Below are 22,158 nucleotides of genomic sequence, written 5' to 3'. Positions count from 1 at the left end.
CAACTATTTACTTCGATTTTCCTGAGAACCCTGCCTTTGATGTGAATAAGTGGATATTTTCGAGAGCTTTACCTGTACCAATTGCTACACAATCCAGGGCCTGCTCCGCTACAATCACTGGAATTCCCGTTTCTTTAGATAACAGACGGTCTAAATTCTGTAATAACGCACCGCCACCTGTCATTACGATTCCACGATCTATAATATCCGCCGCTAATTCTGGCGGACTCTTTTCTAATGTTACTTTTACAGCCTCAACAATGCTATATACCGTATCTGCGAGTGCTTCACTAATCTCAGCAGACGATATATCGAGTGTTTTCGGTAGACCTGTTACAAGGTCACGTCCTCTTACACTGGTGCCTTCTTTATCGTCCATAGCGATTGCCGATCCGATAGTCATTTTTAGCTGTTCTGCCGTACGTTCACCAATCATCAGGTTATATTCACGCTTAATATGTTGAATAATAGCGTCATCCATTTCATCACCAGCAACACGAATTGATCTACTAGTTACGATTCCACCTAGTGAAATAATTGCTACCTCCGTTGTTCCACCGCCAATATCTACAACCATACTACCCGTAGGCTCATGTACTGGTAATCCCGCACCAATAGCGGCAGCCATCGGCTCTTCAATAGTATAAGCTTCCCTAGCTCCAGCTTGAATCGTAGCATCCTCGACAGCACGTTTCTCAACGGCTGTAATTCCCGAAGGAACACATATCATAACCCGTGGCTTTCTCGAGAAAAAGCTTTGCTTTTTATTTGCCTTCTTAATGAAATATCTAAGCATCGTTGCCGTAGTTTCGAAGTCAGCAATAACACCATCACGCATTGGGCGGATAGCTACAATATTGCCAGGGGTACGACCAATCATGCTCTTTGCCCCTTCTCCAACGGCTTCAATTTGTTTAGAATCGGTACGCATTGCTACTACCGATGGTTCATTTAAGATTATTCCTTGTCCTTTTGCATACACTAAAGTATTGGCAGTTCCTAAATCAATACCCATATCACGACTAAAACCAAACATTTATTTATTATCTCCCTTCAAAATCCCTGCTGTAGTTACATATGCCCTTTTTCTTTTAGACTATAATAGGTATTGTCTCCAATGATTATATGGTCTAAAACATCAATTCCAAGAATCTCTCCTGCTTCTACTAATCTTTTTGTGACCACAATGTCTTCCCTGCTGGGATTTGGGTCACCACTTGGATGATTATGTACACAAATTAGAGAAGCACTGCTACGCTTTAAAGCACCTTTAAAGATCTCCCGCGGATGAACAATTGATGAATTTAGACTACCCATTGTAATTCTTTCATGACCGATAACCTGGTTCTTCGTATTTAAGTAGATACATACAAAGACCTCTTGCTTCAAATGACGGAGCTCGTCCATCATATAATCAGCTACATCTTCAGGCCCCTTAATGATGAAAATTGCGCTGCGCTTTTGTCTAGCAATCCGACGACCAAGTTCAATCGCCGCCATAATTTGTACCGCCTTCGCAGTACCAATACCTTTAATAGCAGTGATTTCCTCAATGGTAGAGTTCACTATACCGTGCAGCCCTTCAAAATGGGTAAGTACCTGCTCAGAAAGCCTTTGTACAGGTAGCTTATTAGAGCCTGTGCGCAGAATAATTGCTAATAAATCCGTATTAGACATACTACTTGGTCCATAATGCATCATTCGCTCTCGTGGTCGTTCTTCTGCTGGTAGGTCTCGAATCATACATGTTTCCTTAACAACCGATTTCTCCATTTGGGAAACCTCCTACCATTATAATATAAAATTATAATATTTTCACATCAAACACCTGTAAAAGCTCCGCTGTTTTAAAAAGCGGCAGACCAACAACATTAAAAAAGCAGCCACGAATCCCTTTGACAAACAGAGCGCCATGCTCTTGCACGGCATAGCTGCCTGCCTTGTCCAAATAATTAGCCTTAACTAAATATGCAGCCATTTCTTCGTCAGTAATCTCTTTAAAATCAACCTCTGTAAGCTCATAGATTGATTTCTGCTCCTTAGTCTGTGCGTCAATTACTGTAACACCAGATATCACGAGGTGTGTCTTGCCAGATAGCTTGCGAAGCATCCCCTCTGCATCATTAGCGTCCATAGGCTTACCTAGGATTTCTTCACCAAGGACAACAATAGTATCTGCCCCGATAACAATTCCTTCGGACAAGTGTGCCGCTACTGCTTCCGCCTTCAATGCACTAAGCCTTTGTGCAAGCTCCGCTGGAGTTAAAGTACTAGCGTCACGTGTAGCTTGATCTTCATCAACAGCACTGACCTTCACTATAAAAGACAAACCCAACCCCGCTAACAATTCCTTACGTCTTGGAGACTGGGATGCTAATATTATTCGACTTTGCATTTATGAATCCCTTCTTAATTTGGAGTATTTTCCCTATTTATATCTATTATAATCTACGGTAAATCCAAAAAGCAATTCCTAATCCAATGGCACTGGCAAGATTGATACTTAGTATGATATCAATGTCCCAGACTAAAATTAATAAATCTCCAGCTGGACTCCAACGAATTTCCTTCGATTCAAAAACATAAGGTACTCCTAGTTTGCCTAAAATGTCTCCAATAATACTTCCCAACAGCAAGCCTATTAATAGTAAAATAACTAGGATTGCTTTAGATGGTGTGGCTCTTGCCATTGAACTTCTCTCCCCACCGTATAAACTGTGAAACAAACTGTGAAAACGTTATAAACCCAACATAAAAAACACTACCTATTGCTACGCTTGTAACATAGATAGTGTAACAGAAGCAACGCTTGTCTACAACAATGAAATAGTCCTATTTAAAATCAATGTTGCACTAGTTAGAACACTTAGTAAGTTTTTAGTAAACCTTACATTTACTTAGAAGCACTAACAAATGCTCTTGTAATACCCAGCCTAGCTGACTATTTTCAGAGCGTGAACCAGAAATTACTCCTTCTAGCTTTATAAGTTCAGCAGTCCAAAAAAGCAGCGTCTTATCTTGATTGTTGGCACCGTAGGAGCGTAGCTGCTCGATTGTTTCTAGCAGCTCTTTTTGTTTGCTAACTAGAGCCTGCGTACTGGTAAAATCACCCTTACCATTAATCCAGTCGTAGCTAGTCCCTTGTAGTTGCTCTAAATAGTCTAGAATCTGATTATTTAATTGCTCTTCATAAACTGCTGCATCTGCTTCAGGCAAATCTAATATAATTGTTTCAAACGTCATATTAAGTTCACGGTTATATAGTTCTACATCAATAAAGCTAAGCTGGCGTGATACACTATTAGTCATATTCCAGTCTAAAAACCCAGCAGCCATGGCCCGCGCAGGCTGGCTGTCTAGCATTTGAATTCTAATATTATGATTGCGAAATGTACTAATTATCGGAGCAGCATAATCTGGTTTATTAAAGACACCAGCCTGAATAAAGCTCCACTTCATTTCATGAAAAGTAATTGCTCGTTCTATAAGCTTTTCTACAGCTTGTCCAGCGCTTTCTAGGTTACTATCTAAGCTATTGTTGTCATCTGCGTTATTGCTATTATTTAAGTTGTTGCTACCTTCTAAGTTATTACTATCTTCTAAGATGTTCTCCTGATTTTCGTACATTGCAGCTAATGTTGAAGCTTGTACAACTTGTGGTAATTCAGGATTTATTTCAGTATTTGCTTGTCCAGTAAATATAGATAGAAAAAACATCCCTAACAATATACCACAGCCACTAGCTAATAGGGTTGCAAATACATAGGGAAGTAGTTTTTGTTTAAGATTCATATTAATCTCCCTCCACAGCTTGTCTACTGCTTACTCACATGTCTACTGCTTATATACATGTCTACTACTTATATATATGAAGGGAGATCGTTTTTTAGAACTATTAATTTTTTGAAATCATATTCAGTTGAAGCTGAGCATCATTTACAAGCTGTTCACTTGGATTTAGGTCTATAATCTGTTGGAAATCTGCAGTTGCATCGGCTAATTCGCCTAACTCAATATAAGCTAAACCTCTTTGGTAGTAGGCATTAGCATGTTCAGGGTTATAGGCAACTACTGTCGAGTATTCATTGGCAGCTTCACGGTATTGACCCATACGAAAATATGCATTTCCACGATTAAAGTAAACAAATACATATTCATTATCTATTTCAATCGCACGATTTAACGCCTCTGTCGAGTGGTCAAACTCACCCATACGCATATAGGTTGTACTTTTTTGGAAAAATGTTTCAGCATCAGCTGGATTTAACTCCGTTGCCCGTTGGAAATCGGCAATTGCATTCTGAAAGTCATTTATCTCCTGGTATGACCTACCTCTATAGAAATATGCCTCAGCATTATCTGGCTCTTGGGCAATGATTGTATCTAGCTCCTCAATTGCACTAGGGTAATACCTTTTTTCCATGAACTCAATAGCTTGCTCTAGGCCGTTCTCTAGTTCCCTTGGTTCAAGTGGGTCTGGCTGTGCTTCAAACGAGTAAATGCTGATAGCTATAACAAGAACAATAACGAGAACAACTGCGAAAAATATGCTTGTCTTATGCATAGTCGAACCCCTCCTTAATCACGGTTTCTAATTGTATATTTACGCTATTTCAACTACTAAGCTTGTAGCTACCATACTAATAGATACATAGCAATTCCTACTAGAAGAATACCTCCAATTAACTCCGCTTTATTTCCTATAATATTCCCTAAACGTTTACCAAGAATAAGGCCAGCAAAAGTCATAAGCCCTGCAACGACACCAATAATAAGTACTGACGCAAATACATTCATACCTAATGCTCCTAGACCAAATCCTACGGCTAATGCATCAAAGGAGACACTTGCCGCTAGAATCACCACACCAAGGGGTTTTGCTAATAGTGACATATCTACGGCACACTCACCAGTTTCTCCCCTGATTCTATCCCTAACAAAGGCGATTATATAATACCCACCAATGACGAGCAAAACTATAGCTCCAAAAACATTAGCCATTGTCCCGATAAATTCCCCAACCAAATGACCCAGAAGCATTCCGATTAGTGGTGCAAGTACGTGAAAAATACCAACAGTTATCGATATTATATATATTTGACGTCTGCGTATACCACACAAGCCAATTCCTACACATACAGAAAAGGCATCAATTCCTAAGGCCACTGCTATTAAAAAGATTGTAATAAAACTCATGTTTTCCTCCTGCATACTGAAGCCTAGCCAAGCTACACTTCCCATCATATTGTAAGGAGTACCCATGTGAGTACTCCCTATTGTACTATTGTATTATTTAAATTCTCATATATACTACCATATTTGCGGTACTAGCAGCTCAAAAAGATGCTCCTGTAGCTGTACATTGAAGCTATCCCTTGCTTCTATAATGTCTAGGTAACGATTAGTGAAATATTTTAGTTCATCATGCCATTTCTGAAGCACTTGGTATTCCTGATTATCATCGAAGGCAAGAATTATATCTAGCTGCTCTCTAATTTGTTCCGATGTATTCATAAGTTCTCGAATTGCCTCTGAACGCCTATCTGCATCCGTCTCCTCTAATAAGTAGAGACTAGTATCTGAAACCAACCGCAAATACCCAGTCATGCGTTCACCGAATAGACTAAGGGCTTCTTCATCAATGCTCTTTCCTTCGAGCATCATATACTCGGATTTAGCTTGAATTGAGCGAACATACATTGAAAAATCTACGAACTCCTGATGCTCCTTAATGCGCCCTAGCATTCTGTCGGCCTGTCCTTGTGAGCTACCTGCAAACACCATTAGTAGTATTGGCTCTCTTGATATCTGCTCTGCATAAAAACCTGCGTTGATGAACTTATTCACATTAGCCTCAGCAATTGCAGCATTACTATAGGCACCTGCTTGAATGAAATACCATTCACCAGGTACATAAGAAGCCTCTGTTGTAATTATCTCATATACAGGCTCAACTGCTACCTGATTGTTATCAGGGTCTAGTAGGTCGATTGATGGTACATTAGTCTCTGAGTCTTGACCTGGTTGTTGTACACTTGGATTTTGAATGTTTAAAGTGGCATTACTCTGTTCCGCTGTCCTTGATAAATAGGACATTGCTAGCATAAAACCTATCCCTACTGCAAGTACTACAACTACTACCACAGCAATCCAGAAGTGATCTTTTTGTTCATTTTCCTTATCCGTCGTTCGTATCCTATCACGGGAAAGACTTGGTTCCTCTGCCAAACCTAACTCTTTTCGCGCCTGGTAAATTTCATCTTGGCTCTGTTCAAGAGATTTCCTCACTTTATAAAGAGGCATGATCTTATCCATCTCTTGCTCAGCCTTTTGCACGAGCAAACGCGGAAGCATTGACCACGGCATTTCTTGTTTATTGTTTTTTCGTAGTAATTCCTTAACAACACCAATATGAAGGATTCGATATTGTAAATCCCTTGCCAAATCTTCAGTTAAATCACTCATATCTTTGACGTGTTGTAGTAACTCCTGTGCCTTTGTATATTGTGCTGTTTCTAAGTATATCTCTACCGACTCAAGAATTACCTGCTGCTTAATAGCTGGCGGCAGAACCTTCTTTTCTAGCATTATTTTAGCTTTGTCTGCAGCTTCATCATAACGCTTGGCAGCCTTGAGGCTTAACATTTCTTCTATATCATTATTGATTGTCTGCACATCTTCAAATACACCAGCAGGTATATTATCAGCTTGTTCATTATGCTTAGTATAATCCCCATCTCGTTTCTTCTCGTCCATCATCTTCCCTGCCTTCAGCAAGCTTTGCTATATTCCTATGAGATAAGTCTCGTTTATAAATTTTATCATATAATAGACAAGTTTACACCTACTGAATAACTAGCTGACAAGTTCCAATTTCCAATTCTATAGTAATACAAGTAAGTGCAGGGCGCTCAGATACTTCAGCACCACTTAAAGTCACTGGCGGCGACAAATCCATTTTAATTCCCTGGTCAGATAAATTAACTACAAATATACCATTATGCAAATTCAAAAATTCCGTTACAGATGCGTCGGCCAACTCATTTTTTTCCGTTATATCCATGCCTGAATAACGGCTAGCAAAAGCTACATAAGTACTTTCTGGAAATACCATGTAGGAAGACATGTTTATTGCCCCTGATAAACCCTGTTTTACAGCCACATGCTGTGGATTTATTTCTTGATTCTCTACCTTTATGACTGGAGCTGAATCTATAAAGCGAATCATATTTCTAATAAATAGTTGTATGTATTCTTGATATAAGCCTTTGTTTTCTTGGGTTGGGATATTAACGAAGGCCTCCACTATCTCATCTATTGAGCCACTTTTAATTGCCTTCATTTGAACTTCTGATAGATTAGCATCCTCTTTATAAGCTTGTAAAGCTTTTTCTAAGGTCCGCAGATCCATTAACCCTTCGTCTATAAGAATTTGACTAAGTTCAACCTTGCTTGACTTCTGTAAGTTTAATAGCATTCCAACCTGCTCATCCGTCAAATAGTTAAGCTCAACTGCAAGCTCGCCAAAGCGCTTATCCTGAGTTTTTTGCTGATTATGGATTTGCTCGACCTGGTCAGCTGTTAAAACACCCTCACTAACTGCTAAAATACCAAGCTTAAGCTTTGTACTTTTTTCCTGCGAAAGGGCATGCTCCAATGTGTCCCTAGAAATATAGCCTTTGTTTAAGAGAAAACTACCAAAATATTGACTAAGCATCAAAATTCACCTCGCAAGGAATGAATTTATCTATCATTTGCACTAGGGTATCCTTTTGCCATGGTTTCTGCATAAAATCTGCTGCCCCTGCCTGAAGTGCATCCTTAATTACTTCCTTCGTCCCTACTGATGTTAACATCACGACCTTTGCATCAGGGTCTAACTCACGTATTTTACGCAGGCATGCTATACCATCTAGCTTCGGCATAACCACGTCAAGAAACACTAAACTGGGCCTCTCCTGCTTATATAATTCATAAGCCTCTTCCCCATCCTTAGCTTCAATTAAGTCAAAGGTATAATTACAGCTTGAAATAAAATCCTTCAATTGCATGCGAATCAATAGTGAATCGTCACAGATTAATAGCTTCTTAGTTTTTGACATTGTGTTATTTCCCCCTTGGTCTGCAAACTATTTTACAAATTCTATATAGACATCATTTCTACAAGTGTATTCATTTCTCCTTCTAAAAAAGCTATTTTTCTTCAAGTAAAAAAGCCCTCGATGAAGAGGGCGACAGTATTTTTTGATTTCTATTAAAATGGTGTTATGCTTCCAGAAGCTAAATTCCCTTCTAAAGCACTATATGGCCTAGCTTTTGCGTCATTAGTAACGTTAGTAAAATCTATTGTTAGGTTATCAATATAAATGTGATTACCGTCTTCATAGGGATAAAGCTCAAGAAAGATATCGACATTAGGGGCTGAATTATGCATTACACGCAATAACGCATTTTGTGCAAATATATTCTTACCTGCTTCTAAATAGATGTAGCGCTCTGCCACCATATTGACTCCCCTAATATCGATGTTGCCTAATGTTTTAATATAAATTTGTTCCCTGGCGTTATTCGAACTCCCCGAAGATGCAAATGTAACACCTTCTTCGATAACGATATCCCCCGTATCAGAAGTAAGCATTAAGCTCGTCTGACCACTATGTTCAGATATTAGTTCTACGCCCGTTTCTATTGTTATGCCTTCAGGTGCATAATACTCATAATCATTATAGCCAGACTGCGTACCCACGCCAGAGGTAATAATTAACTTCGTCCAGTTAGGATCCTCATCTGTAGTATTTATTATTGGTTGGAATGGCATAGGCTGTAAATTACCGTCACTATCTTCATATAACACAATACCGTCACCACCTTGGCTTAAATCGTCTTCTACAGAAACAACAATCCGCCATTGTCTTTGGGTGCCATCCTCTGCCGTAACTGTATAGTAGAACGGTACTACCAATGAATTACTGAAGTTATTGACTGTTTCACCGCTTACTTGAGGTGTACCGTCGATAGTTGCTGTAGCTCCATCTGATAATACAAACTCTGCTATTAAGCTCTCTAAATCAGCGCCACTCGTTACCTGAATAATTACCATACTATCTTGGTCACGTATTTCTGCTGCACTTACAGTATAGCCTGGAAACTTATAATGAAGAATACGAGCTGCACTAGATAAATCCCCAAGTGCAGGTACAGAATATCCTACGCCGATTCTTCGAGCAATTTCAAATTCGTGTTGCTCTGGTGTTGCTGAACGCAAAAAACCACTTTTATTTATTAACCAAACTTGGACATTAAAGATATTGGTATCTGTTTGCTCCATAGTAAATGGACTTGCTTGGCTTCCGTCTATTGTATCTATAATTGTTTGATCACTAGTGTTCACACGACGAATCAATGCCTGCCTATCCGCATCGTAATAGTAAACTATCATATCTCCATTTGCTTGTGTAAACTGATAATATTCATTACCTCCAATAGTTGTAGTTGAAACATCCGTCGATTGTTGAATATCCCGAGTCATCGTATTGATAGTATTACGGAGATCATTACGAACATCAACATTTCCCGACTGAGTTCCAACTACGATTAAGCCAGAAAAAAGCATGCTATAAGCAGCACCGATTACAAACACAGCTAATACCATAACCACTAGAATCTCAATCAGTGTAAACCCGTCGCGGTTTTTACTACGCTTATGAACCCGTGCATTCCTAGCCATTCTCTCACCCCCAAAAAGAAGCTTTTATGTATGCTTTTAATAAATTATTAATGCACCTCTTGCCAATAGATAATCTCACCTGCCAAGGTCATTATTACTTCAATAGACATCGAACGTTCTCGAATCCCGCTAGTTGGCTCAGTTACACCTGTTGAAAAGATAATAAAGCTCTCGTCGCCGCTCATATAAATTGCCGACACTTGATACTGACCAACCAAACCTGTAGTTTGTCCAGCTATTCCATCATCTATAGATATATTAATTGTCTCAGGTGAGTTGGGAAAATCATCATTGGTGACAATCTCAAAAATAGCACGTTCTATGCCTGCTTCAGCCAAGTACTTAGCAAGCACACGTTCTTCTGTTGCCATTCGTAATCGTATTTCATTATTAAGTGCCATTGTTAATGAACCAATCAGAATCATTAATAGAGCTACAACACCAATTGTGATAAACAAAGCTGTTCCTTTGTTGTTTGCTATACACTTCACTCCAACCACCCCCTACAAACACAAGGTATCTAGTACTCAACAAGCAGCTTACCACCAAGCAATATTGGTTGAATATTCTCAGACTCCACTTGAACTACAATTTGATACAATGCAAATCTTCTGTCTTCGTCATAATTTAATAACGATATCGTAGTATAACCGTGACCATATGTATTGTTTATTGTGAAGCTGCTCCCAATAGCGTTACTTTCAGGATCTAATCCACTAATTACAAGTCCATGATTAGCGCGTAAGTGTTCAATTTGATTCTCTGCTTCGATAATCGCAGCCAAACGCTCTTTACTGGAAGCACTAGCCCTACTTGTAGTGTGGTAAACACCCACAACTGCACCGCCTACAATCGTAATAATTACCATTGCGACTATCACTTCCATTAAACTAAATCCTTGTGTATCTTTGAATCGTTGTCCCACGATTACCACCTCGCTACGCTACATTCTTGTCTAGCTTCTAGCCATTTTATTCGAACCCACATATTTCTGTGTTTTGATTTTACCACAGGGGCAGAAACGTTACACTTTTAAGCATATTTATTTGCACACAAAAAAACCAGAGCTGTTTTGGCTCAGGTTCTTTGTAATCACTTTTATTCAAATGGATAATCTTCTACATTAGAGAAAAAATCTCCTACACTTTTAAATGTAACATCTGTACCACCACTAGTAACATAAAATCCGTTCTTTGCAATCACTGTTCCTGTAAATGAACTACCACCGAATGTTACCCTTCCATTCCTTGAGAATAATACCCCACTTAAACTACTACTGCCGATTCCTGTAATTGTTATATCACCCTCTGCAACAATAACTACGTTGCTCGCCGATGGCCTCCATGCTGTTGACGTATAGCTAGAAGCGTAAATTTTCATATTGCTTTCTAGCAAACCACTCGAAACATAGTTATTTTGTTCATACCAGCTTGCATCTCTTAATTGTGGAATCCCATGCGCTGGAATTGCCATAATAGGTACAGTATCAACTTTAGTGGCAGGAAAGTTTGAATGACTAGTATTGAAATAACTTGGGACAGAAATGTTTCCAGTATAATAAATATGACCATTAGTACCATTTAAAAAATTATTAAAACTCCTGTCAGTGCTTATTATAAAATCACCATTAACATATACATCTCCATGCACCCAAGCCTGACCAAGATCAAAATCACCATTAATGTAAACAGTACCATATATGTTTCTCTGACCTGTTCCATTAATGTAGTTTCCATTAATAACTATATTTCCAGGACTAGAGCTTGAACCTATGCTAGAGTTCACATTTATCATATTTGCATTTCCATCTATTAATATATTACTAACATTAATATTAGAACCACCATTAAAATTACTACTATTAACACCACCAGTTATAAACATTGTTGATTCTAATCCAATAATATTACTTCCTGCAAAGTGCAGTTGACTACCAAATACAAAAACGCTATCAATGAAATCTAACCATTCAGCATCAGGTAGATTGGGATCTGGGCCTAATCCTGGAAGTAAATTACCTTGCATGTTTATACGTAATGCTTTTTTCGTTTCTGTTTTGTTATCTTCTGAAAAGGCGTTATGAATCGCCGAACCTGAAAAAATATTCAACAATTGTACTTCTGTATCAACTTCATACTGATAGTCTCTCATTATACCCATTAAATCAACACTTAGAAAAAATCGGTAAAAATCGTTTCTTTCTTTACGCTCCACCTGAAAATTTACATCAAATAAAATCTCTGTAGGCACCCCGGGTAGGAGTCGACTTCCTTCTGCCGAGCGGTATTCAATCTGATAATCTTGATTTAGAAAAAGGTACCTATAATCAGCGTTATCAGCTTCATTTTCTGCAATTATTTCTTCCACACTTTTCACCTGGGCAGGATTGATAAGCTCCACTTCCCTAGCCGTGCGTATTTCATTAACAATTGCGTCAATCGTAGCCCGGGTCATTTGTTGCGTTTGCGATTTAGTAGTACCTTTATTATAGACAACAAATTGGTTCTGCCATAAAAATTGATAGGTAATTGTAGAGATTATTCCTAAGATAACCATAGCAACAATTAATTCAACAAAGGTAACGCCTTTTTTGTTCTCTAGATATGTTTTCATTCTGAAAACCTCACAATGCTTAGTCCATATAGAATTTCATCAATTGGGCAAATATGCACGAACTGAAATTGTTCGTTGTTCACTTTCATGATTAATAACAATCTTGTTGGCTGGTCTCGTGACCACATTTCCGTTAGTAGAGAAACGAATGAAACCTTCGTTATGTGGATATTCAACGTAAGTAATATCGAATTCCTCACTATATATGTCACCATCGTTTTCTTCATCAAACCCGAATACCAACACTTCTTCCATTACCGTTTGTACCTGAGCTAAATCTTGACTTCGGTCTCCCATCCAGCCTACTGTCTGATAGCTCCCAATAAACAGTCTAGAAAACGTCACAACAATCACGCTCAATATCACTAATGCTACAAGCACTTCAATCAAAGTAAGTCCTTCTCTATTGGAAAGTCGTCGGTGCAAATCCTCCACCTCCTAGACCAGTATCTACACACGTACCTAAATCAATCTCCTGCGGATTATTGATTTTTATCAGCTTATTCTGAATATCATAAGCACTACTTAGGTCCGTTCCATCTTCAAAATAATAATAGCCTGATTGTAATTCTGACAACATGACTTTCTCTTCGATTCGGTTCTGTCCATGGGTATCGTATACCCAAATCTTATCACTAAAGTAGACTACGCCTCTCTTTTTATCATCCTCTTGCGTTGGTAGCTCGCAGCCGATTGCTTCATTTGTTCTTAACACAATCGCTCCTACTCGTGATGGACTATGCTGCTCTAATAGAATTTCCCCAGAAAAATAGATGAAATTTGCATATACATACTGTAATCCATCATGATGGTCAACTACCATATCATCTAAAAAGTAAATGGCAGGTGCAGCTATCGGTCGTGTACCATTGTTATCCATAGCAATTTCATTATTGCTTCTAGATCTTATAATAACTGGTTCATCGCTACTGTGCCCTGGATTTCCAGGCTGTATCTTCCCGCTAGGATTTAACCATTGATTCGTCCTGTCTTTTGCGTCTAGTTCATTCCAGAAGCTATCATTTGAGTCAGGAAATGTACTCGGAAATCCACCAGCATTGTAAACGAAATTACGAATTAAGTACTGCGTACCTGATCTATATTTTCCACGGACGACAATGCTGCCTGTTGTTCCTGGTGCCCCTGACGGATGCTCGCTAATCACACAGACGATAATCTCGCTATCGGTAGCACTAGGATTATCTGCAAAGAATATATCGGCAAGTCTTTTTCTACTCGTATCATAATAGCCTTCAATGCCAGAACTTACTGACATTTGCTCAAGGCTAAAATCTCCCTCCTCAGGCGTACCATAAAAATAAAACGAATATGGTCTACCACCAATCTCATATTCGCTATTACGCATTAAATCTAAGGCGAGTTCGACTCCACTCCGTGCCAAATAATAAGCTTGAAGGTTATGATCTTCTCGTGTCGTTTGATTAATCTCTGAATAAGTGTATGTGGCAAAAGCACCGCCTACAATTAATAACGATATCATCACCATAACTACTAATGGCAATGCAATTCCCCTTTGATTTTTTATATTACAAAACACGGATTGTATCCTCATCGTCTCACCTCAAAAATGTTACTAAACGTGTGTACTAATTACTACTTAAATCAGTACTACTTCTATTAAACTTCTTACATATAAGTTCAGGTGGTTGATTCCCCTTACCAGGTACGAATATATACTGCTCATCTGATAAATCCCAAAGTAAGCTTGTTCTATCCTGCAACTCTTCTAAACTACTAGGATAACTATTGTAAATACTATGATAATAAACAACTGCATTACGAAATGCGACAAGATTATTCTCACATATTCTCTCGTCTAACTGACTTGTAGAATAATGAATAAGTGCAAGAACAACAACACCTATAATTACTGTATATATTATGACTCTATACAACGAGAAGTCTTTATTTCTACTTTTTGATTTAGCTGCATCTTTATCTTTCTCAACATTCCACTTTCGGTTTGTGTACATGTGGCTCACTCCCTAAGATTTTTGGAGCGTGTATATAATGCATGATAATAAATTGGTAAAAATAGTGATTTCATTTAGAAAACCCGACCCCCTTTAAGGGATCGGGTTATGCCCGTAAAAGACTAAGGTGTAGGTGGGTCATTTGGCAATAGTCTTAAATATATTTCCTTAGGAAAACCTGAACCAACAGTTCCGGATTCAACTACATCATCATCAGAGAAAGTATTTTCAAGTGTATCAAAAGCTTTCTCTGGTACTTGAGGTACTAATAAGAATGTTCCATCACCAGTATCCAACGAATCAGCGCCACTAGGTCCTATTATAGAATAATATCCGCCAAAAGGAGCAGTACCTAGAGGTTTCTCAAGCATTGCCATAAATGCAGCATAATCATCAGCATTTTCGCCTGTAACATTACCATTAGACTCTACATCAAACGTAATATCCGCAGCTGGATTCTCAGAAGTAACCAACAACGCCGCTGTTTTAGCTGCTCTGTACTCAGAAACTACAGCCGATGCTCTACTTTTCTCAATCTGTGCAAAGATGTTTGGCGTGATTATCGCCGCTAGGATACCTATGATTGCAATTACTACTAATAGCTCTACTAATGTAAAACCTTTTTGATTTTTCTTCTTTCTTTTTTGGAAGAATTGCATGTTTTCACTCTCCTGTTATTTTTTGTTTTGAATTTTTTGATAGGCTTGACTACATTATACGTGATAAGAGTGATAAAGTTTCCTAAATTATTTCTCAATTTTTCTTTAAACATCTTTAAACGCATAAAACCGAGCCAAACTTACCTTTTTACTAATGAAAGAAATAAGTGCGGATCGGTTTCACTATTAGCTCCCTTTAACCCAAGTGACCAGTTACAGATTAAAGTTCCTAGCATTCCATGTTTTGCATTTGTAATTTTTAATATTTCTAATATAATTCTACCATCTAAAGCCCTATAAATCAATAAATTAAACGTTATTTATAATTCTTTTTTACCAGGACAAACTTCCTTTTTGTTCCATGTTTTATAGCTTCATAAAGTCGCGCATAGCTAGACCGCTTGCAAGGCTAAATGATGGATCAAGTTCTCCATAGACTCCCACTAAAACTGGCAAGCCAAGTTCAGCCTCAAGTGTGGTATCTAAGCCTTGGAGCTCGGCGCAACCACCAGTAATGATAAGTCTATCAAGTCGTACCTTTGCTTGCATTTGATAGAAGTCTATTGAACGCTGGATTTCCTGCGTAAGAGACCCTAGGGTATCGCTTATCGATTGTACAATTAAGCTGTCACTATAATCATCAGTAGATTCAGGACTTGCTAGTTCTATTACGTTATCCTGATTAAGCTTTTGTTTATGCTTTAAGTCGATTGCTGCGGCTACTTCTTTACCTGCAGATTGAATTATCGCTTCAGTCATCTGCAGTCCAGCAATCGGAATTGTTCTTGTAAACTGTATATTATCTTCTTTAAACACTACTAAATGGCAGTTGCTGTGACCCATATTCAAAATTGCTTGGTTCTTCAATGTCTCATCGTAATAATAGGAGTACCAGAGACGATAAAGGGCTAAGGGTTCAATTTCAATTCCATATGGATTAAGTTTAGCTTCCTCTAAAACCCTACAATAGGTATTGATAATGTCCTTAGGTACAGCTGCTAATAAAAGGTTATAGTGAGGTGCATTATCGACTGTAACCTCGCCTAGAATACTATAATCTAGATATAGCTGGTCAATCGGAGTCGGAATATACTTATCAGCTTCGAATTCTAGTGCTTGGTCTAGCTCATCTAAAGGCATAACAGGCAACTTTAGCGTCCGTGTAATAACATGCTTACCACTTACCGCTACATTAAGAGTCGCTCCGCTCTTTAATTTACCTTCATCCTTAAGCTCTAAGAGAGCTTTGGTTACAGCAGAAACGTCCTTAATTGCTCCATCAACTAAAGCATTAGCTGGAATCCTTGCCATGCCATATGTTAAGACTTCATGGTGGTTTTCCTCATCACCCTTTTTAAGCTCCACCATCTTAATAGAGAAGCTACCAATATCCAAGCCTATATGATCAATTTTTCTCTGTAGCAATCGACGTAAAATTTTCATATATATCCTTGCTCCTCTACTATAGTAAAACTAGCAATCAATTAAAATAATGAAAAATAATAACTAATAAATGTATTACCCCATAGCAGGACTAGCATCGCAGCAATAACTAGAAATGGGCCAAAGGGGATTGGTTTGCCCTTCTGATATCCATAACGAACAATCTGATATAGTCCATAAACACAGCCAATTAATGATGCTATAAACAGCAGTAACATCATTTGCTGCCAGCCTGTAAAAAGTCCAATAGCAAAGGCGAATTTAATATCACCGCCGCCCATTCCACCACGTGAGGCAACGGCTAAAAACCACAGGATTCCCCCGCCTAGTAGACTACCTATTAATGCCTGGATAATTGGAATAGTAAGACCCAGTAAACTCGTACCTATTCCTATAATAAATATAAACAGGTTAATTTCATCTGGAATAATCATGTGCTCGATGTCGATTATAAATATTGCTATAAAACATGCTGCTAATACCCAATAAATAATAGTCAACCAGCTAAAACCCGTAATCATAAAAATAATAATAAATATAATTCCCGTAAACACTTCTATTAACGGATATCTAATAGATATTTGAGCCTGACAGCTAGCACACTTACCCCTTTGCCAAATATAACTTAGCACTGGAATCAATTGCTTCCACGTTAAGGTAGTTTCACAAAACGGACAATAGCTTCTTGGCTTTATAACGGACTGCTCATTAGGGAGTCGGTATATAACTACATTTAAAAAACTGCCAATTACTGCACCAATTATAAAAATATAGCCATAAACCAATGCCATCATATATTATCCCTTTCACCTTACAATAGATAAACAATCATTACCTCAAAATCAGATTAAAATTCGCAAAGGCTGCAGTTAAATCCCTATAGTCACCAATACCATCTTCACTACCGATGAACTCTACCCTAACCGTTAATCGTTTAGCATTCTCTAGTCCGTCAAACTTTATCCATCTAGCATAATGTGCAGGTTTTACTGGATTGTCCTCATTAATTCTTAGTGCCGGACTATCTATTAAGCGATCATCGGCATAAAAGCTGACAATAAAATTACTTGAGCTATTCTGTGTATGGTCTTCTACCCCAACATAGGTCTCAAAGCCCTTGTATTGCTGATCTAGCTTAACAACAAACTCCGCACGGCTAGTACCCTGATTGTCCACTAACAGACCAGAGCTAAACTGACGTTGAGCAATGCTTACACGCTGATCAGTTGACAGGTAAAACGGTCCTACATTTCTTAACACTGACAATTGACTAATAGAATGAGATGCGGCTTCTAGTCTTGGTGTCGTCAGAATAACTCGACCATCCTTCTCGTCCCAATCAACTCCAACTCCTAACGCTTCTGAGACTGTTCTTAGTGGGACCATAACCCGCCCTTGATCTACAATCACGAAGGAATCATCAGTGCTCTCAATCTTTTCTCCGTCAACGAAGATATTAATCGTCTTGTATAGCACCTCTAGTTGTGTACGGATTTCTGATGACTGAGCAGAAGCTATAGTTATAAAAAAACTAGTAGAAATAATTGCAATAGCTAAAATTAGTAACTTCTTCATGCGTCTTTTGATTTTTATACTTTTTTCATTATCATAACGTTCTTGCCGCATTTCGGTTCCTCCTGTTAGGCGGTTTTCGTCTATCTTGGAAAAGTCATCTATCTTACTTCTCGTTGCGTTGGAAAATCATACCGTGGAGTCCTTATTGACTCTTGGAATCCTGGGTCTTGCTGTGACGGTGGTTGTTCAATTATTGGTTGTTCAACACCGTCTGTTACAACGGGAACTGTAGGATAAAAAATATTCCCACGGGACTCAAGCTCCAGTAAACGCTCCTTCGTATGCCTTGCCTCTTCAACACCAAATGCAAATAATTGAAGCTCTAACCAAACGTTTTCAGTGCGATTTGGGACAAAGGAATCGTAATAATCTAAACGCATATAGGTTGGCTGAAGTGCCTTTTCCTGGTTATCAAGGTAATGCAAATATTCTTGCATTGATTCAGTTGAGCCCTTTGCTTTTAACGTGTAAGGGACTTCCCAAATGCTATCTCGCCCTTGGATTGACCCTTGATTTAAGGATAGCAGTTGAAACTTCGGGTCTCTAACTTGCGACTGATTTCCAAGCACAAGTAATGGATCACCCTTAAGCACTTCCCAATCAAAACGCTTCATAGACTCTTCTATGGAAGAACGTTTTTCTAGCATCCTCTGCTCTACATCCTTCCCACCTCCAATAGTGCGCTGAAGTTGGGTAATATTTGCTTCAATGCTAGTTTTCTTCCCCTTTAAGCTTGTATACTCAGGAACAAACCATCTGAAAATAGCCCAATAGGAAGCTAGTAATGCTATTACAACAACTAACACTACAAGGAGCTTACGATCCCGTTCAGTCATGGTTAATTGTATATCTTTTAGCTTAGCAAACATAGACCATCCTACCTTCTACTGAGTTATACGACCTTGTATTGAAAACTCTATTAATGAAACAGTATCAAGCGTAATTTCTGCTGAATAATCGATTACAACCTTATCTGTATAAGAAAGCTGATTTAATATATAGGCAAGCTGTCCTACCGATGCCACAGATTGACTATAGCCTTTCATATTAAAGTGAAGGCGTTCATGCTGTAAATTTACATTAGTCTGTTCTGTATCTTGACTATCTGAGTCATTCATTACCTGATACAGTTCAATGGTTGTATACCAAATGTCTTTAGGTGTTGATTCTGTAACATCCTTTAAAAACTCATTAAGCGGTATTGACTGTACACCTAAAGTGTCATATTTCGTCCACTGCCCTTCTAGCTTTACAAGCTCCTCTTGAATCGACAGCAATGATGCACTCTGTTCGGATAATAGTCTTTGCTGACTTTCTAGTGAAGTTATTTCCCGTTCTAAGGCATACAATTGATATTTCCCAAGAAATAAAAAGGCAATGAAGCTTATGACGAAAAGGCTAATAATTGCCTTCTGCAAAAAAGCCTTCGTGTCTACTTCGTACCTTTGCTGATATTCAATTGGCAGAAGATTCATCTTTTTACTTATCATGCTATTGCCTACCAATCTGTTAAATTTCTACTAGAGTTATATAAGCTTGTCTATAAAAATCTTCGCTGAATTACATATATCAATGTTGATGTAATTTTATATAGCATATTATATTTATCATCATAGCATATACAGCTAAAAATGTTGATGGATTTATATACCATCAAACATAGCAACCATCGGTAATAAGAACGATATTACAATCCCACCAATAATTACTCCCATAACAACCATAATAATTGGCTCAAGGGCTGAAGATAGCTTACTAACGGCGTTATCGATTTCACGGTCATAGAAAAAGCTAATCTTCTCTAGCAGCATATCAAGCTCTCCTGTTTCCTCTCCGACAGCAATCATATGTAGCGCCATCGGTGTAAAAACACCAGAGTCTCGAAGTGGATCAGACAAACCTTGTCCATCTCGAATACTGTTTTTAGCTTTCTCTAAGCTTTCAATCATTAGTGTGTTGGCCGTAGTCTTCTTAACAACTTCAATGGATGTGATAATTGGAACACCACTTTTTAAAAGTGTGCCGAGGGTTCTGCTAAATCTAGAAATAATTAATTTCTTCTGTAAATCGCCAAACACAGGTGCTTTTAAAACTATTTTATCTATCATGCGCTTACCTTTCGGGTCATTGAGGAAGCGTCTAAATAAATAGACCGTTAGAATCAGCATACCGATATGAATATACCAATAGCCTGTTAGCATATTACTTAAGGCAATTACAAACAGTGTCGGTGCTGGTAGCTCCATATCCATCCCTTCAAAGATTCCAATAAACGAAGGTAAAACAAACACTAGCATAAAAATCACGGCTAAAATAGCCATTGAGAAAACAACTGTTGGGTAGGTAAGGGCCGACTTAACCTTCTCTTTAATTTCGTCTTCCTTCTCAAAGTGATTAGCCATGCGCTCTAGTACTTCTTCAAGCACACCACCGACCTCACCAGCTTCTATCATGCTCGTGTACATAATAGGAAACACCTTAGGATGCCTAGCCATTGCCTCGGATAATGTCATGCCCCGCTCTAGGTCCTTAATAACCTCTTTTAAAGCAGCTTGCAAGGTTAGATTTTCTACCTGAACCTGCAGGATAGTAAGGGCCCTTAATAACGGAACCCCTGCATCTATCATAGTCGAGAACTGCCTACTAAAAATAGCTAAATCTTTTGTCTTAACCATTTTCTCAGAAAAAGGAAGCTTAAAATTTGTTTTCGTAGTTGCCTTTTCGACTTTTGTAACTATTAAGTTTTGCGCCCGTAATTGACCGATGACAGCTTGACTAGAGTTAGCTTCAATTGTCCCCTCTACGACCTTCCCTGTGCGATCCCTTGCTCGATATCGAAATAATTCTGCCACGATGCATTCACTTCCTAGTCTGTTAATACGTTATGCTAGTCCTACTTTAAAAATTATAATTTATTATACGCTAATTTATTATCAAAAAGAATTAAGGGAACATTAAATTATCTTTAACTTCTACCATATCACTATTCTCTACCAAAGATTACCCAGGGATTTTGTAGTTGAAGCTGGACTAGCCGTTGCGTTCTCCTTATCTACAAATAGTTTGTCTGCAGTTTCTTGCGAAATAAGGCCTCTTTGCAATAATGCTTTCAACGCTTGGTCCATGCTCTGCATACCGTACTTGCCGCCAGTCTGAATCGATGACGGAATCTGGTGTGTTTTACCTTCACGAATCAGGTTGCGTACAGCAGGTGTTACCGTCAGAATCTCCATGGCTGCGACGCGCCCGCCCTCTTGCTTAGGAAGTAGCAGTTGAGCAATAACTCCTTGTAATGTGGCAGCTAGCTGAATACGAATCTGCTGCTGTTGATGTGGAGGAAATACGTCAATAATCCTATCAACAGTTGAGGCCGCAGATGATGTATGCAATGTACCAAAGACTAAGTGACCTGTTTCTGCAGCAGTAATAGCCGTACTAATAGTCTCTAAATCACGCATCTCACCAACAAGAATAACGTCTGGATCCTGACGCATAGCTGCTCGTAAAGCCGAGGCGAAACTCTCCGTGTCCTGATGAATTTCCCGTTGATTGATGACACTGCCTTTATGTTGATGGATAAACTCCAATGGATCTTCAAGGGTTATAATATGCTCGTTTTTATTTTCATTGATATAATCTATCATTGCCGCCAGCGTCGTAGATTTACCACTTCCTGTCGGACCTGTAACAAGAACTAAGCCGCTGCGTTTGTTAGAAAGCTCTCTAAACACAGGTGGCAGGTTTAATTGCTCCATGGTTAATATCTTTGTAGGAATAATACGCATTACAATTGCTATATGCTTTTGCTGCTTGAAGATATTAACACGAAAGCGTGCAACACCTTGAATTTCAAAGGAAAAATCCAAATCACCTTTTTGCGCTAGCTTCTGCTGTTGGTCACGGTCTGTCACCTGCTGCATTAGCTGCTCCATATCTTCATGGGTCAACTTACGATTAAAGGCAGCTTGGTATTTACCAGCTGATGTCAATCTCCCGTGTAGTCGATACATTGGTGTTGCATTTACCGTTAAGTGGATATCCGATGCACCAATTTTAACAGCCTCTAGCAATATATCCTTCATTATCATTTCTTGTCACCCCCACAAATAATAACTTCAATTGTAATTCATGAGTTGAATTGGTCTTT

25 protein-coding genes and 1 riboswitch are annotated in these 22,158 nt (G+C 38.6%); all 25 genes read right to left on the bottom strand.

The genetic code is table 11. The features are described 5' to 3' along the window. Nucleotides 1-7 precede the first annotated feature (7 nt). Entirely contained in the window at nt 8-1,036 is a 1,029-nt protein-coding gene (locus tag BHF68_RS01310; protein ID WP_069641838.1) for a rod shape-determining protein, read from the bottom strand. A 35-nt stretch (nt 1,037-1,071) separates the two neighbouring features. Further along, entirely contained in the window at nt 1,072-1,773 is a 702-nt protein-coding gene (gene radC, locus BHF68_RS01305; RefSeq protein WP_069641837.1) for a RadC family protein, read from the bottom strand. A 31-nt stretch (nt 1,774-1,804) separates the two neighbouring features. Continuing rightward, complete coding sequence (locus BHF68_RS01300) at nt 1,805-2,395, bottom strand: Maf family protein (RefSeq protein ID WP_069641836.1); 591 nt, start codon at nt 2,393-2,395, stop codon at nt 1,805-1,807. 46 nt (nt 2,396-2,441) lie between these two features. Continuing rightward, nucleotides 2,442-2,690 (bottom strand): DUF4321 domain-containing protein, encoded by a 249-nt coding sequence (locus BHF68_RS01295; RefSeq protein WP_069641835.1) that lies wholly within the window; start codon nt 2,688-2,690, stop codon nt 2,442-2,444. 187 nt (nt 2,691-2,877) lie between these two features. Further along, nucleotides 2,878-3,792 carry a hypothetical protein gene (locus BHF68_RS01290; protein WP_069641834.1) on the bottom strand — a complete coding sequence of 305 codons (915 nt, stop codon included), beginning with the start codon at nt 3,790-3,792 and terminating at the stop codon, nt 2,878-2,880. 103 nt (nt 3,793-3,895) lie between these two features. After that, nucleotides 3,896-4,564, bottom strand: a complete 669-nt coding sequence (locus BHF68_RS01285; protein ID WP_069641833.1) for a tetratricopeptide repeat protein — start codon at nt 4,562-4,564, stop codon at nt 3,896-3,898. 68 nt (nt 4,565-4,632) lie between these two features. Further along, the gene (locus BHF68_RS01280) at nt 4,633-5,262 is read right to left on the bottom strand and encodes a manganese efflux pump MntP (RefSeq protein ID WP_084019119.1); all 630 of its coding nucleotides are present in this window, start codon (nt 5,260-5,262) and stop codon (nt 4,633-4,635) included. Nucleotides 5,263-5,310: 48 nt separating this feature from the next. Beyond that, nucleotides 5,311-6,759, bottom strand: coding sequence for an SPOR domain-containing protein (locus tag BHF68_RS01275; protein WP_069641832.1), 1,449 nt, complete (start codon nt 6,757-6,759; stop codon nt 5,311-5,313). A gap of 85 nt (nt 6,760-6,844) precedes the next feature. Next, nucleotides 6,845-7,717 (bottom strand): cyclic di-GMP-binding domain-containing protein, MshE-related, encoded by an 873-nt coding sequence (locus tag BHF68_RS01270; RefSeq protein ID WP_069641831.1) that lies wholly within the window; start codon nt 7,715-7,717, stop codon nt 6,845-6,847. Beyond that, nucleotides 7,710-8,102 carry a response regulator gene (locus BHF68_RS01265; protein ID WP_069641830.1) on the bottom strand — a complete coding sequence of 131 codons (393 nt, stop codon included), beginning with the start codon at nt 8,100-8,102 and terminating at the stop codon, nt 7,710-7,712. The genes BHF68_RS01270 and BHF68_RS01265 overlap by 8 nt, the downstream gene beginning before the upstream one ends. Before the next feature lie 152 nt (nt 8,103-8,254). Beyond that, nucleotides 8,255-9,727 (bottom strand): PilW family protein, encoded by a 1,473-nt coding sequence (locus tag BHF68_RS01260; protein ID WP_069641829.1) that lies wholly within the window; start codon nt 9,725-9,727, stop codon nt 8,255-8,257. Nucleotides 9,728-9,774: 47 nt separating this feature from the next. Continuing rightward, on the bottom strand, nt 9,775-10,218 hold the full coding sequence (locus tag BHF68_RS01255) for a hypothetical protein (RefSeq protein WP_069641828.1): 444 nt from the start codon (nt 10,216-10,218) through the stop codon (nt 9,775-9,777). A gap of 29 nt (nt 10,219-10,247) precedes the next feature. Continuing rightward, a complete protein-coding gene (locus tag BHF68_RS01250) occupies nt 10,248-10,652 on the bottom strand; it encodes a type IV pilus modification PilV family protein (protein WP_069641827.1) in 405 nt (134 codons plus the stop codon). Between the two features lie 173 nt (nt 10,653-10,825). Beyond that, nucleotides 10,826-12,340 (bottom strand): PilW family protein, encoded by a 1,515-nt coding sequence (locus BHF68_RS01245; protein ID WP_069641826.1) that lies wholly within the window; start codon nt 12,338-12,340, stop codon nt 10,826-10,828. 39 nt (nt 12,341-12,379) lie between these two features. Next, a complete protein-coding gene (locus tag BHF68_RS01240; RefSeq protein ID WP_069641825.1) occupies nt 12,380-12,766 on the bottom strand; it encodes a type IV pilus modification PilV family protein in 387 nt (128 codons plus the stop codon). After that, nucleotides 12,744-13,913: a hypothetical protein gene (locus tag BHF68_RS01235; protein WP_141706206.1), complete on the bottom strand. Its 1,170-nt coding sequence runs from the start codon at nt 13,911-13,913 to the stop codon at nt 12,744-12,746. The genes BHF68_RS01240 and BHF68_RS01235 overlap by 23 nt, the downstream gene beginning before the upstream one ends. Nucleotides 13,914-13,947: 34 nt before the next feature. Then, nucleotides 13,948-14,334, bottom strand: a complete 387-nt coding sequence (locus tag BHF68_RS01230) for a hypothetical protein (RefSeq protein ID WP_069641823.1) — start codon at nt 14,332-14,334, stop codon at nt 13,948-13,950. Nucleotides 14,335-14,456: 122 nt separating this feature from the next. Further along, nucleotides 14,457-14,993, bottom strand: a complete 537-nt coding sequence (locus BHF68_RS15680; protein ID WP_069641822.1) for a prepilin-type N-terminal cleavage/methylation domain-containing protein — start codon at nt 14,991-14,993, stop codon at nt 14,457-14,459. Nucleotides 14,994-15,156: 163 nt separating this feature from the next. Next, a riboswitch (cyclic di-GMP riboswitch) is annotated at nt 15,157-15,240 on the bottom strand. A 119-nt stretch (nt 15,241-15,359) separates the two neighbouring features. Continuing rightward, a complete protein-coding gene (gene pilM, locus BHF68_RS01220; RefSeq protein WP_069641821.1) occupies nt 15,360-16,436 on the bottom strand; it encodes a type IV pilus assembly protein PilM in 1,077 nt (358 codons plus the stop codon). A 41-nt stretch (nt 16,437-16,477) separates the two neighbouring features. After that, nucleotides 16,478-17,230, bottom strand: a complete 753-nt coding sequence (locus BHF68_RS01215; RefSeq protein WP_084019117.1) for a prepilin peptidase — start codon at nt 17,228-17,230, stop codon at nt 16,478-16,480. A gap of 37 nt (nt 17,231-17,267) precedes the next feature. Next, the gene (locus BHF68_RS01210; protein WP_069641820.1) at nt 17,268-18,062 is read right to left on the bottom strand and encodes a stalk domain-containing protein; all 795 of its coding nucleotides are present in this window, start codon (nt 18,060-18,062) and stop codon (nt 17,268-17,270) included. Nucleotides 18,063-18,109: 47 nt separating this feature from the next. Beyond that, entirely contained in the window at nt 18,110-18,880 is a 771-nt protein-coding gene (locus tag BHF68_RS01205) for a hypothetical protein (RefSeq protein ID WP_069641819.1), read from the bottom strand. A gap of 15 nt (nt 18,881-18,895) precedes the next feature. Then, a complete protein-coding gene (locus BHF68_RS01200; RefSeq protein ID WP_069641818.1) occupies nt 18,896-19,501 on the bottom strand; it encodes a PilN domain-containing protein in 606 nt (201 codons plus the stop codon). Nucleotides 19,502-19,654: 153 nt separating this feature from the next. Beyond that, nucleotides 19,655-20,863 carry a type II secretion system F family protein gene (locus tag BHF68_RS01195; RefSeq protein ID WP_069641817.1) on the bottom strand — a complete coding sequence of 403 codons (1,209 nt, stop codon included), beginning with the start codon at nt 20,861-20,863 and terminating at the stop codon, nt 19,655-19,657. Between the two features lie 138 nt (nt 20,864-21,001). Then, nucleotides 21,002-22,099 carry a type IV pilus twitching motility protein PilT gene (locus BHF68_RS01190; RefSeq protein ID WP_069641816.1) on the bottom strand — a complete coding sequence of 366 codons (1,098 nt, stop codon included), beginning with the start codon at nt 22,097-22,099 and terminating at the stop codon, nt 21,002-21,004. Nucleotides 22,100-22,158 lie beyond the last annotated feature (59 nt).

Source organism: Desulfuribacillus alkaliarsenatis, assembly GCF_001730225.1.
GTDB lineage: Bacteria > Bacillota > Bacilli > Desulfuribacillales > Desulfuribacillaceae > Desulfuribacillus > Desulfuribacillus alkaliarsenatis.
Note: the sequence above shows the minus strand (reverse complement) of the source record. Positions and strands in the feature narration are given on the sequence as shown.

Coding starts and splice junctions, on each gene's coding strand:
- BHF68_RS01275 (WP_069641832.1), bottom strand. CDS start 6,759: ATGATGGACGAGAAGAAACGAGATGGGGATTATACTAAGCATAATGAA.
- BHF68_RS01190 (WP_069641816.1), bottom strand. CDS start 22,099: ATGATAATGAAGGATATATTGCTAGAGGCTGTTAAAATTGGTGCATCG.
- BHF68_RS01280 (WP_084019119.1), bottom strand. CDS start 5,262: ATGGGTACTCCTTACAATATGATGGGAAGTGTAGCTTGGCTAGGCTTC.
- BHF68_RS01270 (WP_069641831.1), bottom strand. CDS start 7,717: ATGCTTAGTCAATATTTTGGTAGTTTTCTCTTAAACAAAGGCTATATT.
- BHF68_RS15680 (WP_069641822.1), bottom strand. CDS start 14,993: ATGCAATTCTTCCAAAAAAGAAAGAAGAAAAATCAAAAAGGTTTTACA.
- BHF68_RS01295 (WP_069641835.1), bottom strand. CDS start 2,690: ATGGCAAGAGCCACACCATCTAAAGCAATCCTAGTTATTTTACTATTA.
- radC (WP_069641837.1), bottom strand. CDS start 1,773: ATGGAGAAATCGGTTGTTAAGGAAACATGTATGATTCGAGACCTACCA.
- BHF68_RS01310 (WP_069641838.1), bottom strand. CDS start 1,036: ATGTTTGGTTTTAGTCGTGATATGGGTATTGATTTAGGAACTGCCAAT.
- BHF68_RS01210 (WP_069641820.1), bottom strand. CDS start 18,062: ATGCGGCAAGAACGTTATGATAATGAAAAAAGTATAAAAATCAAAAGA.
- BHF68_RS01285 (WP_069641833.1), bottom strand. CDS start 4,564: ATGCATAAGACAAGCATATTTTTCGCAGTTGTTCTCGTTATTGTTCTT.
- BHF68_RS01200 (WP_069641818.1), bottom strand. CDS start 19,501: ATGATAAGTAAAAAGATGAATCTTCTGCCAATTGAATATCAGCAAAGG.
- BHF68_RS01215 (WP_084019117.1), bottom strand. CDS start 17,230: ATGATGGCATTGGTTTATGGCTATATTTTTATAATTGGTGCAGTAATT.
- BHF68_RS01265 (WP_069641830.1), bottom strand. CDS start 8,102: ATGTCAAAAACTAAGAAGCTATTAATCTGTGACGATTCACTATTGATT.
- BHF68_RS01260 (WP_069641829.1), bottom strand. CDS start 9,727: ATGGCTAGGAATGCACGGGTTCATAAGCGTAGTAAAAACCGCGACGGG.
- BHF68_RS01230 (WP_069641823.1), bottom strand. CDS start 14,334: ATGTACACAAACCGAAAGTGGAATGTTGAGAAAGATAAAGATGCAGCT.
- BHF68_RS01205 (WP_069641819.1), bottom strand. CDS start 18,880: ATGTTTGCTAAGCTAAAAGATATACAATTAACCATGACTGAACGGGAT.
- pilM (WP_069641821.1), bottom strand. CDS start 16,436: ATGAAAATTTTACGTCGATTGCTACAGAGAAAAATTGATCATATAGGC.
- BHF68_RS01290 (WP_069641834.1), bottom strand. CDS start 3,792: ATGAATCTTAAACAAAAACTACTTCCCTATGTATTTGCAACCCTATTA.
- BHF68_RS01300 (WP_069641836.1), bottom strand. CDS start 2,395: ATGCAAAGTCGAATAATATTAGCATCCCAGTCTCCAAGACGTAAGGAA.
- BHF68_RS01235 (WP_141706206.1), bottom strand. CDS start 13,913: ATGAGGATACAATCCGTGTTTTGTAATATAAAAAATCAAAGGGGAATT.
- BHF68_RS01245 (WP_069641826.1), bottom strand. CDS start 12,340: ATGAAAACATATCTAGAGAACAAAAAAGGCGTTACCTTTGTTGAATTA.